This window comes from Microvirga lenta, assembly GCF_020532555.1.
Taxonomy (GTDB): Bacteria; Pseudomonadota; Alphaproteobacteria; order Rhizobiales; family Beijerinckiaceae; genus Microvirga; species Microvirga lenta.
In genome coordinates this window covers 407,752-422,410 of sequence record NZ_JAJBBR010000008.1, presented here as the reverse complement: position 1 = coordinate 422,410, position 14,659 = coordinate 407,752, and the positions used below count along the sequence as shown (strand labels likewise).

The window sequence follows — 14,659 nt, the reverse complement described above, 5'->3', positions numbered from 1 at the left end:
CCCTGAAGGCGAAGGGATACAAGCCGATTTTGTCTGCCAAGGCTGTGGAGGCGGCGCTGTCCTATCCCTGCCGGGTGGATGGCGGCTTCCTCAACACGATGATCGATGCGAACCGTGCCCTGTCGGCGGACGAGCAGGCTGTCCGTGCAGGCCGGAATCTCTTCGTTGATCGCTACGGCCGGGGAGAGATCGACTGCCTCTTCGAGACGCGAGACCTGACACAGCGTTGGCCGGCAATTCTAGATCCGGTTTCGTCCGTTCCGACTCCACACAACTGCTCTGCGGGCATCGCCCTGATGGCCGCTCTCGGCGCGGTGTCGCTGCCGGAAGCCGCCGCCGAGGCGATCCGGGAGAGCCACGACCGCGCCGTGCTAGCGCAGAAGCAAGGGGACCTGGCGACATGCTTCAGAGCTTCGCTGTCCGGCCGCGCGAGCTATTTCGATCTTATCTTGAAACCCTACGCCAACGATCGCCAGCGGCGATTGGACGAGACCCTGAAGGCGAAGGGATACAAGCCGATTTTGTCTGCCAAGGCTGTGGAGGCGGCGCTGTCCTATCCCTGCCGGGTGGATGGCGGCTTCCTCAACACGATGATCGATGCGAACCGTGCCCTGTCGGCGGACGAGCAGGCTGTCCGTGCAGGCCGGAATCTCTTCGTTGATCGCTACGGCCGGGGAGAGATCGACTGCCTCTTCGAGACGCGAGACCTGACACAGCGTTGGCCGGCAATTCTAGATCCGGTTTCGTCCGTTCCGACTCCACACAACTGCTCTGCGGGCATCGCCCTGATGGCCGCTCTCGGCGCGGTGTCGCTGCCGGAAGCCGCCGCCGAGGCGATCCGGGAGAGCCACGACCGCGCCGTGCTAGCGCAGAAGCAAGGGGACCTGGCGACATGCTTCAGAGCTTCGCTGTCCGGCCGCGCGAGCTATTGGAGCCTTATTTTGAAGCCAAAGCAGGATGGTTTCGGGCGTGCCAAGAAGGCAGCAGCATCGAGCGACCCATAGGCCTTTCGAGAATGCCTTCTTCGACGCTTCACCTCTTGGGCGAATTCCAGGCCTGACTGCGGAGCGAGGCGCGGGCCGCTCCGCCGCTTGACTTTACCCGTCATGGAGATGTGAGGGGTGTCGTGCTCTCAGAAGGCGAAGCGGACCCACTTCGTCAAACTGTTGGATAAAAGTGGATTTGCACTTTTGGAGGTCATCCGATGCTTTAGGCAGCCCTCAGGATATCGGCGTAGCTCAGCACCATTCTGTCGTAGTTGAACTCCACTTCGGCGAAGGCCCGTGATGCTCGTCTCATCGACTCAAGCAGTTCCTTGTTCTCGGCGAGTGCACATAGACGGTCGACGGCAGCAGGCACGCTCCACGGCGTGAGGCAGAAGCCGTTCACTCCGTCCTGAAGCATTTCCGGAATTCCGCCGACTCCAGCCGCGATTGTCACGACGCCGAGAGCACTCGCCTCCATGATGGCGGCCGGTCGACCATCAAACCGCGACGGCACGATCAGAACGTCCAGTGAGGAGAGTGCCTCCACATTCGTTGGGGCAAACCCCTCCATGGAGATCCGCTCCTGCAGATCTGCCCGTCGGATCGCCGCCAAAACTTCCCGTTCCATAGGACCTTTTCCGAAGATCTTGAACTGAGCTGAGATCCTCTGCGAGGCCTGCTGGACGACCCTAACGAACTCGACCGGCGCCTTTTCCTCGCTCAGGCGTCCGGCATAGCCGACCGTCAGGGGGCGAGTCGTCTGCAGCGTGGAATATGCGCCCCCTATTCGTGTTCCACTTCGAACGACGCGGATATCTCGTGCAGGGCGCATCGTCGAATTCCTTATCACGTCCGCCATGAACTCTGACTCGACGACAACGGTGTCTATGACGTTCTCGAAAAGAAAATGGTCCCAGTTGTGACCATAAGGGTTCAACATGAGGTCGATGATGCGAATATGGGGAAACCTCATCTTCAGTTCGGGGAGCAGAGGATAGCTCATGCTTGCACCGATCTGCAGTATTGCTGAAATGCCCCGCGCCTCGATCAATCCCGCCAGAACGGAGGAATGGCGGGAGTAGTCCTCCGCCGACAAGTCCGTAAGGGACCGCATCTGGACAAAATCATCCAGTGAATCACTCGCATAAGGAGAGGCATCCATGGATTCGACGGCGATATGAACATGGACGCCGTGCTCACTAAGCGACCGAAGCGTGGACAGGTGCAAAAAGCTCTTTACCGGGAAGGGTAGCAGTGCCAAAACATGCGTCATGAAATAGCATACCTTTATCGGGGGCGTAGAGGGCGTGTATCGGGGCGTAGAAGAGCGGGCGCAGGGTGATCACATCGTGCGGAACTGAAGTCCATGTCGGTGAAACGGGGGTTCTCGTTTTGCTATTGCGGATCTTTTTTGCCGCCGCATCTCGGCTTCAAGGTCTTAGTTCTTGTGCATCATCCACCGCAAAGCCGTTTCCGCCTTTCAGGTCAGTGCCTGAGAGCATTTTCACTGGTGTGGGGGCCGCTCTCTTCTTGTGCGTGGTATTCTTGAAAGCACATCGGATCCTCCACGCAAAGAACGCTACAGGTCCGTTACTTCACAAGCTGTAAGATCCGGCGAATTTTACCCTTGAGGCCGGTGCCGCTCGACTGCTGCTGCGCGATGGCCGCTTTCGCTGACTTTTCAGCAATTGCCGCCGCGCGTCTTGCGGCACGCAGATCCGCCTTCAAGGTGTCGCACTTCTGACGGCTCTCGCGAAAAGACATTTCCCATTCATTGCTTTTCTTTTGCCACCAATCGCGTGCCTCTTCCAGCTTGACTGAGTATCTTCTCTCTTCGATAAGTTTCGCGCTGGCTGCGCCATAGCGGAAAATGCACGCGATGTTTCTGCCGATTTCCTCGGCATTCTCGCTCTCTTGGTTGGAATCAACCATAATCCAGTCGCGGAACTCGCGGTATGATAGCTCTCGATTGGCGGAGGCTAAGTATCCAAGGACGCGGAACCGCTGCTTCGGGGGAAGTTCCAAGGCCTGTGGCGCCACCATGAACCAATCGAACAGTTCGGCTTTTGACTTCTGATCCCCCCATTTATTCAGAAGAGGAAGCATATTCTTCCTGAATGTGTACGCGATCTCAAGGTAGCTTCCAATGGGATCGGCGTGTGTCACTCCGCCGGAATGCAGCCTGTAGTTCGTCAGCTTTTCCTGGACCATATGGAAGCGCTGTCCGCCGCTCAAGGCTCTGAGCCAAAGCTCAAAATCTGGAGCGCGAACAAGCTCAGGGTCCATCAGCCCGAATTTCTCGTGGAATGATCGCTTAATGAGCGTCGATGATCTGCAAAAGCTGTTTTGCACGATCCAAGTGCTCGGGAGGTTGTAGTCCGCCTGCCGACTCGCAATTACCTCAAGCGCCTCGCTGTTTGGGTGCAGCGATCCGGATTCGTCGACGTAGTTAACCCATGTCCCGACGATATCTGCCGAATGTTCTTGCGCTGCCTGGAGTTGTTTTTCGGTCTTCTCCGGCTCGATCCAATCGTCCGCATCGACATTCGAAATAAAGGTTCCGCTGGAATGCTGAAACGCCTTGTTGAACGAGCCGGCTCCTCCTAAGTTCTTCTCGTTCCTGATCAACTTGATGCGCGGATCGTCGAAGGTCTTTACGACCTCCACGGAATTGTCTCGCGAGTTGTCGTCGATGACGATGAGTTCGAAGTCTCCCATCGTCTGCTTGAGAATGCTGTCGATGGTCTGCCCGATGTAGTGGGCATAGTTGAATGACAGCACGATGAAGCTCACCTGGGGCGCCATAGCGGCAAATCCTATGCGTCTGTAACGATTCTGCTAATCCGAGCGATCTCCTGTTCCGAGATCTCGACGTGGAAAGGCAGACCGATCGTGTTGTACGCGACAACTTCGGTGACTGGCAGTTCTGTACGGGCGGAGTTTGCGAAGGCCGGATGGGTGTGACACCCGAGGGACCACCACCGTCGCCATGGAAGCCGATGTCGGTCAAGGGTATCCAGGACCCGCTGGACACGTGCCCCCTCTAGGATAACATTCATCGTCATGGCAATCCAGTCCTGGCCGAAACCAGGTTGAAAGCGAACAGGGTTGCCGCTGAAATTTTCTCTGTAGATTCGAGCCTTGTCGAATAGCAACGACACCTTGCCGTCGACCGATTCGAGGGAGGAGAGGCCGATGGCGGCTGCATATTCCGAGAGGCGATAGTTTCCACCTACGACTTCCGATATCCTGCTGTCCGGTGTGAAGCCGAAGGACGCCGCCTGCCGGATCCGTGCGATGAGATCCGCATCCGTTGAAATGACTGCTCCACCCTCACCGACGCCTATCATCTTCGTCGCATGCAGGCTGATACACATCGGTTGCCGCGAGACCGAGCGGATTGACGTTATGGCTGCAGCGCAATCGAAGATTACCGGTATGCCTGTCTCATCCTCGAACTGCTCCCAGCCCGACGTCTGCACAGGCCCTCCAAATGGACTCACGACAATGACGGCGGCCGGTGCGTCGCACTCCGAGAGCGCGGCACGCACGATCTCGGGGGTAATTGTGAGAAGCTCCTCATCGACGTCCAGGAAGAATGGTTCGAATCCTGCGTTCTTCACCGCATGTGCGGTAGCGATAAACGTGTAAGCGGGAAGCATGATGTATCGTGCATCCCTTTTGGCCGACGCCTTGAGGGCGAGTTCGATCGCGATGGTTCCGTTGGAAACCGTCGTGGCCACAATCGTTGCAGGAGGCGTGATGCGTCCCTCTAGATACTTGGCGAGTTCCAGGCAGAACAGGCGGTTCAGGGGGCCGTCATTGGAATAGATATGGGTCCGGTCAATCGATTCCAGGTACGGGCGGATCATCTCTAAGGTCGGGAGAACAGGTACGAGGACCTGTGTCTGCAGAGAATTCGTTTCGGCCAAGTCACTCTCCTGGGCCCTGCTTACGTCATTCCGAGAATGGAACGCCCCCGCACGGCGGGAAACTGCCCAATAAACAAAAGGGAGACCATGAGCAAGAACACCGGATCCTCTCTCCTAGGAGAGGAAGAGCCGACCGAGTCGCGCAACCCCGGCGGCTCCCGTAAAGGTGGGCGGCGAAGAGGTCCCTAATGGCGAATACATAGATCCACTTTTGAAGCGTGATGCTCTATTCTCCCCGTTCGAACGGTAACCCAACCTCCGGAATTCATGCGGGGGAAATGGCCGCCAGACAGGCTTCTCAGAGCCCTCCGGCGCGGGACGATGGGGACTTTTGCGGGATGCGGTTGGCAATTTTCGGATGTGGCGGAATGGGACGCGAGGTCGCGGATATCGTCCGACGGGGAATTTCCTCCACCGATCCCATCGACCTCGTATTCGTCACGGATGAACCTGATGGGCCGGTCCAGGGCATTCCGGTGATCCGTCCGACCGACCTGCGTCCGAGCGACAAGATCTGTTTTGCCGTCGGCAGTTCCGACGACCGCAGGACTTTATCTGTCCGGTTTTCACATCAGCCGCTCGCCACGATCGTTGCTTCGACGGCGATTGTTTCGTCCTCGGCTAAGATCGGAGAGGGGTCGGTGCTGTGCGATTATTCGGTCATCAACAACTCCGCTCTGATCGGGCGGCATTTCCAAGGAAATAGTTTTTGCCAAGTCTCCCATGACTGCATCATCGGCGATTATGTTACGTTCGCACCTCGGGTCTCCTGCAATGGCTGGGTCCATATCGAGGACGGCGTCTTCGTGGGGGCAGGAGCGGTCATTCGCAACGGTTCGCCCGGGCGACACCTTCGGATTGGCAAAGGCGCTGTCATCGGGATGGGAGCTGTCGTGGTCAGGGACGTTCCCGCCGGCGCGAGCGTCATCGGCGTGCCGGCTCGTTAAGTCGATCTCGTCAGGGGCTATCGCTGGGGTATGCGGCCCAGCTTGCCTCTGAGGCCGTCCTGGAAGCCGCGGACGATGAGTTTCAGCCGTAATTTCCGCTGATCGGCGGCGGTGGTGTACACCCCCAGAAAGGCCAGGCATCGACTGATGAAGTACAGTCGCCATGCCGCCGGCGTGCAGGACCGCCGCGCGAGCCAGAGCGCATTCCTGACCCAGTAATAGTTCCTTATCGGCACATGGAGGGCAACTTCGCGGGAGCCGACCTTTACGGTGCCGCTTCCCAGGCGGTGTTCCACGGCCGCCGTCGGCGCCAAGAAGCTCCGGTAGCCCGCGGCGCGAGCCCGGAAGCACCATTCCACATCAACAAGGTCGATGAAGAGATCCTCATAGAATCCCCCGACCTCATCGAAGACGGCGAGCGCGATGAGGGAGCCCGAGGCAATGATGAAGTCGCTGGCGACCGGCTGGGTGCCGCCGTCCAGAGGGATCCGGGAAATGCGCGTGGCGCTGGCGTGGTACGCCCTGGTCCGCCGCTGGCTATTGATCTCGTAATAGGCTGGGCCGATGGCAGCCACGCGTTCCTGGCGACGTTCGAGTTCTTCCAAGTTCTGCATCAGTTCGGCCACGACACCGGGCGACAGGACGGTATCCTGATCGAGCAGCAGCACGTGCGAGAAGCCGTCAGCCCGCGCCTGCGAGACACCCTGGTTCTGGGCGGCGGCAATTCCGAGATTCTGATCGTTGGCGATGATCTGCGCGCCGACTATCGCGGCGATGTCGCGAATGCTGCTCACATTGGCCGACCCGTTGTCGACCACGACGATCCCTTGAACCTGCGGAGCAATCGCCTTCAGAACGTCGGCCAGCAAGGCTGTTTCGGGATTGTATGTGATGGCGATCGCCAGAACGCGCATGGCCGTCCTCCGGGACTCGGAACGTCTAGTAGAGCGGTCTCAGGGCCTGAGCAAGCACGAGGAAGAGGGCGTGGCTGCCGGTTGCGAGCCAGGTGCTCCTGAGTGACTTGCGTGAGGCGCTGGGTCCGGTTCAGGCGAATCGCCACATGGCTACGCTTCCCGGGGAGGGCGCATACTGTTAGGAAACTATACGCCGCCCGGCCCTCGGAGGGGCGCCCGCCGGCGGCATGGGCCTTCTGGGGCATACTCCCGCCTTGCGATCCGGCTGAAACGCTGACGATCCAATGTTCCATGACGGTTGCTGGCCGCACGCCAAGGAGGTATAGCGGCGTGCGCGCGGCCCTAGCCAAGGTCTCTTGGCTAGGTGACTGCCGCTTTTCCGGTTCCGGCGGGCCTGTGGCGCCTTCCGGAGCCCTTGCGGGCCCGATCATGCCTTTTGGTTGGTCCGCTGTCCAAAGAAGGCGAGGCCGGGATTCCTCATGAACAAAGATGCGCTGCTTCAAAAGCTGAACGACAAGACGGCGGTTATCGGGGTCGTTGGATTGGGCTATGTCGGCTTGCCGCTTTCGCTCCGCTACGCCGAGACCGGCTACAAGGTCATCGGCTTCGACATCGACCAGAGCAAGGTCGAGATCATCAACCGCGGGCAGACCTATATCGAACACATTCCGGCCGAAGGGATCGCCGAAGCGGTCAGGAACGGCTTCGAGCCTACCTCCGACCTGTCTCGTGCTCGCGAGGCCGATGCTCTGATTCTGTGCGTCCCGACGCCCCTCAACAAGTACCGCGAGCCGGACTTGAGCTTCGTCCTGAACACGGTGGAGGCGCTTTTGCCGCACCTGCGAGGCGGCCAAGTGGTCTCCCTGGAGAGCACCACCTATCCCGGCACGACCGAAGAGGAGCTGCGGCCCCGAATCGAGAAGGTCGGCCTCACTGTCGGCCAGGACGCCTTCCTGGTCTTCTCCCCAGAGCGCGAGGACCCAGGCAACCCGAAATTCAGCACGCGCAACATCCCTAAAGTGTGCGGCGGCACCACGCCGGCCTGTCTGGAGGTGGGGATCGCTCTCTATGGCCAAGTCATCGACAAGGTCGTTCCGGTGAGCTCGACCCAGGCCGCCGAGCTGACCAAGCTGCTCGAGAACATCCATCGTGCAGTCAATATCGGCCTCGTCAACGAGATGAAGATCATCGCCGACCGCATGGGGATCGATATCCACGAAGTCATCCGTGCGGCCGCGACCAAGCCGTTCGGGTTCGTTCCCTACTATCCCGGTCCCGGCCTTGGCGGGCACTGCATTCCCATCGATCCCTTCTATCTGACCTGGAAGGCGCGCGAATACGGTCTGCATACGCGCTTCATCGAGCTCGCGGGCGAGATCAACAGCACGATGCCCGAATGGGTGGTCGAAAAAATTTCCGATGCTCTCAACGACCGAGAGAAATCGATCCGCGGCAGCCGGATCCTGGTCCTCGGCATTGCCTATAAGAAGAATGTGGACGACATGCGGGAATCCCCCTCCGTCGAGCTTATGAGCATGCTTGAAGCCAAGGGGGCTCATATCGCGTACAGCGACCCGCACGTGCCGCACTTCCCGAAGATGCGCCGCTACTCGTTCCAGCTCGACAGCATCGATCTGACGCCGGAGGTGCTCTCCGGCTTCGACCTCGTGCTCCTTGCTACGGACCACGACCGGTTCGACTACGGGCTGATCGAGAAGCACGCGCAGCTGATTGTGGACACCCGAGGACGCTATCTCGGGACCCGCGACAATGTGGTCAAGGCATAAGCCGAGAGGCAGGCGGTAAAGAAAGCGGGCTAAGGCGAGGCCCTTGACCAGGGCATCGCAGGCCGATCGAGGTCGGCGGTTCCGGATTCGGACATGCCATCAAGGATGGGAAAGTTGAGAAGCAAAGGATCCGGGCTGGTGGAAGCGATACGCGAGGTCCGCGAGGGTTGGCGTTGGCACGAGCTGTGGCTCACGCTCGGCTGGCGAGACGTGCTGTCGCGTCACCGCCAGACGCGGCTCGGGCCGCTCTGGATCTCTCTTAGTATGGCCTTCGTGGCCTTCGGCATGGGAACGCTGTACAGCGGTATCATGGGGCAGAGCGTCCACGACTACATTCCCTATCTCGTGGCGGGCTTCACCACGTGGAACTTTCTTTCGGCGCTGGTGAACGAGGGTAAGGACGCCTTTGTGTCGAACGCCTCGGCCATCAGGGAAATCCCTGTTCCCAGCACGGTGTTCGTCTACCGACTTCTGTGGAAGAACATCCTGATCTTCGGATATAACGCCGTCGTTCTCGTCATCGTGCTCCTGATCTTCCAGGTCTGGCCATTCCCCGCCGTGCTCTTGGCCCTTCCGGCGCTTGCGCTGATCCTTCTGAACGGCGTCTGGGTCGCCATGCTGCTCGGGCTCATCAATGCGCGCTATAGGGATCTCGGCCAGCTCATACCCAACGCGATGCGGCTGATCTTCTTCGTCACTCCGATCCTGTGGCATGCGGAGAGCGCGACAGGCGCACGTATGATCTTCGTCTACTTCAACCCTATGTACTACTTCGTGGAAATCCTGCGCGCGCCGCTTCTTGGTCAGGTCCCGAGCCTGCTCGTTTGGGCTGTGGTTCTGGGGATCACTGTGCTGGGCTGGTGCATCATGCTGCCGGTCTACGCCCATTGGCGGCGTCAGATCGCCCTCTGGATCTGAGGTGCTGTCATGGCTCTCCTGGAATTGGATAACATATCGCTTGACTTTCCGGTGCTTCAGACGAAAGCCCGCGGCAATCATCCCGGACTCCAGAGCAATGCTGTCGGCGGTCAGCTCGCCGACGGCGGAGCCGGATATCTGCGGGTGCGGGCCCTTGATGGGCTTTCTCTTCGCCTGGAGCCCGGTGACCGGCTCGCGCTGCTCGGCCACAATGGCGCGGGCAAGTCGACCCTGCTGCGGGTCATGGCCAAACTATATGCCCCTACGGAGGGTCACATAGTCGTCGAGGGGCGCGTTGCACCGCTCCTCAACCTCAGCTTCGGCCTCGACATGGAGGCGACGGGATACGACAACATCTTCATCCGGGGTCTCTTTCTCGGGATGAGCCGCGCCGAAATCAGAAGAAAGATCGACAGCATCGCCGAGTTTAGTGAGCTCGGTGAGTTCCTCGATCTTCCGATGCGCACCTATTCCTCCGGCATGCGGGCTCGCCTTGCCTTCGCGGTTTCGACCCATGTCGACACCGATATCCTGTTGCTCGACGAGGTGGTGGCCACTGGCGACGCCGCTTTCCTGAGAAAGGCCAACGAGCAGCTCGAGGGTTTCATGATGCAGTCGAAGATCATGGTGCTGGCGTCCCACTCCAACTCAGTTCTGCGGGATCTTTGCAACAAGGCCCTTCTGCTCGAACACGGCCGGGCTAAAGCGTTCGGCTCCGTCGATGAGGTGATTCAGATCTACAAGACCTCGTCGGACGTGAAAGCGAAGTAGGGCAGGGGGCAGAGCCGAGCCCGCTCTCTCACCCCGAGGTCGAGCCAGCAAATATTATAGGCTTGCAGCGCCATTGGCGTGGAAGCTAGAAGGGACGAATGGCGGAGCCTTTCGAATAGAGGCAAAGCGTTTGGCAGGAATAGGGCCTAGCATCAAAAGGTTAGACTGGAGGAGATCGGAGGGATGCGAAGTTCCCTTTCCCATAAGGTGACGAGCCCTCTGCGCGCCCTAGCCCACCGCGTTCCGCGTTTGGCCGCCTTCGGGCGACAGGCGATCAACAGCACGAGGGACGCCCTGCTGGCAAGACTCCCAAAACAAGTCGCCGCCTTCCTGACCGACAGCCGCTGGCAGGTCGACCCGGACATCGCCCGAATGATCGCGGCGCATCGCGAGGCGCGAGGCGAGGGTGGACGAAAGATCATCTTCTACACCGCCATCTTCGGCAAATACGACAATCTGCTGCTTCCGGACATCATCGATCCCGGCATCGATTACGTCTGCTTCACCGACGAGCCGCGCCATGATTACGGCGTGTGGCAGATGCGCTCCGTGCCCTATTATCATCCCGACCCCACCCGCGTGGCCCGGTGGGTAAAGACACATCCTCATGAGCTATTCCCGGATCACGAAATCGCCGTGTGGCTGGACGCGAACATCATCCTGAAAGGCGACGTCCGGCGATATATCGACATGGTCGGTCGGGCCAATGGGCATCTGGGGCTGGTGTCGCATCCGCATCGGGACTGCTTCTACGAGGAAGCGGAAGCCTGCAAGCAGCTCAAGAAGGACAGCGCGGCGGCCATCGACCGGCAGGTCGCGCACTACCGGCAGAACGGCCTGCCGCCGAAGCAGCCCATTTTCGAGACCGGCTTCATGGTGGTTCGGCTGCAGCGCCCGGAAGCGGCCGCGGCGCTCGATCTGTGGTGGCAGCAAATCGAGGGGTTCAGCCGTCGTGACCAGCTCGGCCTGGCCTGGGTCACGCACCAGCGTCCGGATCTCAAGATCGTGCCTCTCCTGCCGCAAGGCCAGTCGGTACGGGATCATGACGACTTCCGCTATTTTCGTCATGTCAATGCACGCGCCCTGATCGTACCCGAGGTGCTCCTGCAGCTCGGCTCCAAGATGAGCCCCGATGGCGGTCCTTCCTTTGCGACCGTCAAGGACGAGCGTCTGCGAGCGGTGGCCGGCATTCCGGTCGATATCGTCGTCTGCGTCCACAACGCCCTGGAGGATGTTCGCCTCTGCCTGGAGTCGGTCCGGGAAAATCTGCTGCCCGGACATCGGATCATCATCGTCAACGACCGGTCCGATGAGGAGACGACTGCCTATCTGCGCCGGTTTGCGGGAAGCGAGGAGCAGGCGACCCTGATCGAGAACGAGGAGAATCTCGGTTATACGGGCTCGGCCAACTGGGGCCTTCAAGCCGGGAGCGCCGGCTTCCGGATCCTCCTGAACAGCGACACGATCGTGTGTCCGAACTGGGCCCTGAAGATGCTCGACGCCGCAAACCGGAGCGACCGGATCGGCATTGTCGGGCCGCTCTCGAATGCAGCAGGCGCTCAATCGATCCCTCACATCAAGAGCAGCCGCCGGAACACCGCCATCAACGAACTGCCCAAGGGGCTTGGCCTCGTCGATCTCGACCTCGCCTGCGAGGGTTGGAGCTTCGCGGACCTCCTGCCGCGCGTGCCGCTCGTGCACGGCTTCTGCTTCGGCATGAAGAAGGAGGTCATCGACCGCATCGGGTTGTTCGACGACGTGAACTTCCATCGCTTCTACGGGGAGGAGAACGACTACTGCTTCCGGGCTCTCGCGGCCGGCTTCGAGTTCGCGGTCGCGACCCATACTTTCGTGTTCCACCGCAAATCCCGCAGCATTGACGAGGAGAAGCGCGTCGTCCATATGGCCGAGGCCTGGAAACGGTTGCGGGATCTGTATGGTACGGAGGCGATTCTGAGCGCCTACCGCCAGGTGGAGGAGCATCCGCTTCTCGAGCGCATGCGCACGGAGGCGGCATGTTATTTCAAGGCCGCGCGAACAGCACGGCACAGCGCATCCAAAAGTTCAGGCGTTCGATAACATGCTGCAAGAATCTGAATGCGGCTTTCCGCTCCCGGGACGAACTGCTGTACCCGAGCCTAAGCGTGAAGTTCAATGAGGTGCCAAAGGTGTTGAGCGTAGAGCCGACAGCGATCCCGGATGTGAAGATCGTGACGCCAAGGCGCGTTGGCGATAGCCGGGGCTTCTTTTCAGAAACTTACAACCGCCAGCGGTTCACGGAGACTGGAATCGCCGAGGAGTTTGTCCAGGACAATCACTCTCTGTCTGCGATGGTTGGAACCGTGCGGGGCCTACATTTCCAAAGTGGTCCGTTTGCACAAGTCAAGCTCATTCGGGTTGTGCGCGGCAGGATCCTCGATGTCGCGGTCGACCTGCGGCGCTCGTCCCCTACTTACGGAAGGCACGTCACGGCCGAGCTGTCTGCCGAGAACGGATGCCAGATCCTTGTGCCGGTCGGGTTCGCTCACGGGTTCTGCACCCTCGAGCCGAACACTGAAGTGCTGTACAAAGTATCCGCCTACTACTCCGTCGACCACGACCACGGTCTGGCCTGGGATGATCCGGACCTCGGCATAGCATGGCCCGTCGGTCCGACTGACGCAATTCTTTCCGACAAGGACCGGCGGCAGCCGAAACTGTCAGAGTTGCCGACCTATTTCCAATGAGGTTGTAGGCGGCTCCACCGGCTGGCGTGAGGTGTTCCTGCATGAAGCGTCTTCTTGGAACAACAGTTTCCCGGCTGAAGGCGAACGCTACGCTCCGGCGAGCCGTCTTCTGGCTCAGGGCTGTGTCCTTCGACCGGCAGACGGCGGCCCTGGGGCGGGCCGGACAGTTGATCGAAACTGGCAATTTCAATGCCGCCGCCGCTCTTCTGGACCGTATCGATGCGAAGCGGACCCGTGCCTGGAAGATGTTGCTCAACTGCTACTTCACGGCCCATCGGTTTGAGGAGGTGTGCTCCACCTATGAGGTAATGCCGGTCGAGTATAGAAGGGACTATACGTGTCGGCAGCTCTATCTGCTGGCGTCCGCCAATCTGAAACGCCCAGCAGCGGCCGCAAGGATGATCGAGGACGTCTTGAAGGAGCCGGATAGCGCCGACGCATCCGGCTTCCTATGCAGAGTCTATCCATTCGCGGCGTCCATCAGCCCTGAGGTCAGCCAAATTGCCGTCGCACGTATCGTCACCCATGCATCGCGGATCGCAGCAAACCAGTTCGATGCTGCTCTCAAATGTGCGCACCAGTTTCGTGGAGCGAATATGGCGGATGCGTCTCTTGCACTTGAACGCGCGCTCCGGAACGAGGCCGCCGATGTCCGGAGCAGGATGAAGCTCGATATCTTCGATGCGCAGACTCAATTCTGGGATGGTCGCTACGATCTTCAGCTCGCCGCAGTAAACAGGATCCTTGCTGGGCAGGGAGTCGATCCGGTGCGCCTCAAGGAAGAGAATGCTGCGTTCGCCTGCGAGAATCTAGCGCCTATCTCATGCGTGGGTGCTCCTGTTCATGGGCCACTCGTGTCAATCCTGATGCCGGCCTACAACAGCGCGCATACGCTGCCATACGCCCTAGAATCATTGCGCAACCAGACCTATCGGGATCTTGAGATCATCGTTGTCAATGATGCGAGTAGTGATGAAACGGCCCGTATCGTTGAGCGGCTGAGCTGGGACGATTCACGATTTCGCCTGATCTCCCTCGACCGGAATTCCGGCGCCTTCGTGGCGAGGAACGTCGGCCTTGCAGCGGCGGCAGGGGAGTTCGTCACCAACCAGGATGCCGACGACTGGGCGCACCCGCAGAAAATCGCAACGGCGGTCGCCGAGCTGCAGCGGGATCGATCCATTGTCGCCACTTGGGTCGAACACGTTCGCTGCTCGCCTGAACGCGGGTTCCGGGCGCTCAATGGCTATTTCCGGCCGGATGCGTCGTCGCTGATGTTCCGGCGCAAACCCGTCATGGACAGGATCGGCTGGTACGATTCGGTGCGCGCCGCCGGCGATGGGGAGTTCCATCTCAGGATGGAGCGTGCCTTCGGGCGCGACAGCATCCGCAGGATCGACAAGCTCCTGTCCTTTGTCAGCTGGTCGGAAACGAGCCTCTCCGGCGGCGGCGTCTTCCAGATCGACAGCGACATGGGCCTCTTCAGCCCAACACGAAGTGCCTATCGCCGGGCGTTCGGCCTCTGGCACGAAACCGCGGACAGGCTCTACATGCCCTTTCCTCTGGAGAGGCGCCCGTTCCCCGTTCCAGACAATCTGCTGCCCGCGCCGGCCCTCGCAAGCTGAAGGCATTCGGAGCGAAACGCGAGGATCTTATAAAGGGCCTACAGGCGCATGCG

General features: G+C 60.0%; 12 protein-coding genes. 8 read left to right on the top strand and 4 right to left on the bottom strand.

Annotated elements, in window-relative coordinates:
• Window positions 1-44: 44 nt before the first annotated feature.
• The gene (locus LGR44_RS14765) at window positions 45-1,004 is read left to right on the top strand and encodes a hypothetical protein (RefSeq protein ID WP_226741456.1); all 960 of its coding nucleotides are present in this window, start codon (window positions 45-47) and stop codon (window positions 1,002-1,004) included.
• Window positions 1,005-1,209: 205 nt separating this feature from the next.
• On the opposite strand, the gene LGR44_RS14760 is transcribed toward LGR44_RS14765, so the two are convergent.
• The 3 genes from LGR44_RS14760 to LGR44_RS14750 form a co-directional block, all read right to left on the bottom strand.
• On the bottom strand, window positions 1,210-2,259 hold the full coding sequence (locus LGR44_RS14760) for a glycosyltransferase family 4 protein (protein ID WP_226741455.1): 1,050 nt from the start codon (window positions 2,257-2,259) through the stop codon (window positions 1,210-1,212).
• A 317-nt stretch (window positions 2,260-2,576) separates the two neighbouring features.
• Window positions 2,577-3,791, bottom strand: coding sequence for a glycosyltransferase family 2 protein (locus LGR44_RS14755; RefSeq protein ID WP_226741454.1), 1,215 nt, complete (start codon window positions 3,789-3,791; stop codon window positions 2,577-2,579).
• An 11-nt stretch (window positions 3,792-3,802) separates the two neighbouring features.
• Window positions 3,803-4,918: a DegT/DnrJ/EryC1/StrS family aminotransferase gene (locus tag LGR44_RS14750; protein WP_226741453.1), complete on the bottom strand. Its 1,116-nt coding sequence runs from the start codon at window positions 4,916-4,918 to the stop codon at window positions 3,803-3,805.
• A gap of 221 nt (window positions 4,919-5,139) precedes the next feature.
• Here LGR44_RS14750 and LGR44_RS14745 point away from each other — a divergent pair, with 221 nt between their 5' ends.
• A complete protein-coding gene (locus tag LGR44_RS14745) occupies window positions 5,140-5,865 on the top strand; it encodes a NeuD/PglB/VioB family sugar acetyltransferase (RefSeq protein ID WP_319004853.1) in 726 nt (241 codons plus the stop codon).
• Between the two features lie 17 nt (window positions 5,866-5,882).
• On the opposite strand, the gene LGR44_RS14740 is transcribed toward LGR44_RS14745, so the two are convergent.
• A complete protein-coding gene (locus LGR44_RS14740; protein WP_226741452.1) occupies window positions 5,883-6,779 on the bottom strand; it encodes a glycosyltransferase family 2 protein in 897 nt (298 codons plus the stop codon).
• Between the two features lie 479 nt (window positions 6,780-7,258).
• Here LGR44_RS14740 and LGR44_RS14735 point away from each other — a divergent pair, with 479 nt between their 5' ends.
• The 6 genes from LGR44_RS14735 to LGR44_RS14710 all read left to right on the top strand — a co-directional run bounded on the left by LGR44_RS14735 (window position 7,259) and on the right by LGR44_RS14710 (window position 14,606).
• Entirely contained in the window at window positions 7,259-8,566 is a 1,308-nt protein-coding gene (locus LGR44_RS14735) for a nucleotide sugar dehydrogenase (protein WP_226741451.1), read from the top strand.
• 138 nt (window positions 8,567-8,704) lie between these two features.
• Entirely contained in the window at window positions 8,705-9,484 is a 780-nt protein-coding gene (locus LGR44_RS14730; RefSeq protein ID WP_226741450.1) for an ABC transporter permease, read from the top strand.
• A gap of 9 nt (window positions 9,485-9,493) precedes the next feature.
• Window positions 9,494-10,255, top strand: coding sequence for an ABC transporter ATP-binding protein (locus LGR44_RS14725; RefSeq protein WP_226741449.1), 762 nt, complete (start codon window positions 9,494-9,496; stop codon window positions 10,253-10,255).
• Window positions 10,256-10,438: 183 nt separating this feature from the next.
• The gene (locus LGR44_RS14720) at window positions 10,439-12,334 is read left to right on the top strand and encodes a glycosyltransferase (protein WP_226741448.1); all 1,896 of its coding nucleotides are present in this window, start codon (window positions 10,439-10,441) and stop codon (window positions 12,332-12,334) included.
• Between the two features lie 89 nt (window positions 12,335-12,423).
• Window positions 12,424-12,981: a dTDP-4-dehydrorhamnose 3,5-epimerase gene (gene rfbC / locus LGR44_RS14715; RefSeq protein ID WP_226741476.1), complete on the top strand. Its 558-nt coding sequence runs from the start codon at window positions 12,424-12,426 to the stop codon at window positions 12,979-12,981.
• A gap of 41 nt (window positions 12,982-13,022) precedes the next feature.
• Window positions 13,023-14,606, top strand: a complete 1,584-nt coding sequence (locus tag LGR44_RS14710) for a glycosyltransferase family 2 protein (protein ID WP_226741447.1) — start codon at window positions 13,023-13,025, stop codon at window positions 14,604-14,606.
• The last annotated feature ends 53 nt before the right edge of the window (window positions 14,607-14,659 follow it).

Excerpts from the sequence above, each read along its gene's own strand:
- LGR44_RS14760 (WP_226741455.1), bottom strand. The coding sequence starts at position 2,259 with ATGACGCATGTTTTGGCACTGCTACCCTTCCCGGTAAAGAGCTTTTTG.
- LGR44_RS14755 (WP_226741454.1), bottom strand. The coding sequence starts at position 3,791 with ATGGCGCCCCAGGTGAGCTTCATCGTGCTGTCATTCAACTATGCCCAC.
- LGR44_RS14745 (WP_319004853.1), top strand. The coding sequence starts at position 5,140 with ATGCTCTATTCTCCCCGTTCGAACGGTAACCCAACCTCCGGAATTCAT.
- LGR44_RS14740 (WP_226741452.1), bottom strand. The coding sequence starts at position 6,779 with ATGCGCGTTCTGGCGATCGCCATCACATACAATCCCGAAACAGCCTTG.
- LGR44_RS14735 (WP_226741451.1), top strand. The coding sequence starts at position 7,259 with ATGAACAAAGATGCGCTGCTTCAAAAGCTGAACGACAAGACGGCGGTT.
- LGR44_RS14725 (WP_226741449.1), top strand. The coding sequence starts at position 9,494 with ATGGCTCTCCTGGAATTGGATAACATATCGCTTGACTTTCCGGTGCTT.
- LGR44_RS14720 (WP_226741448.1), top strand. The coding sequence starts at position 10,439 with ATGCGAAGTTCCCTTTCCCATAAGGTGACGAGCCCTCTGCGCGCCCTA.
- LGR44_RS14710 (WP_226741447.1), top strand. The coding sequence starts at position 13,023 with ATGAAGCGTCTTCTTGGAACAACAGTTTCCCGGCTGAAGGCGAACGCT.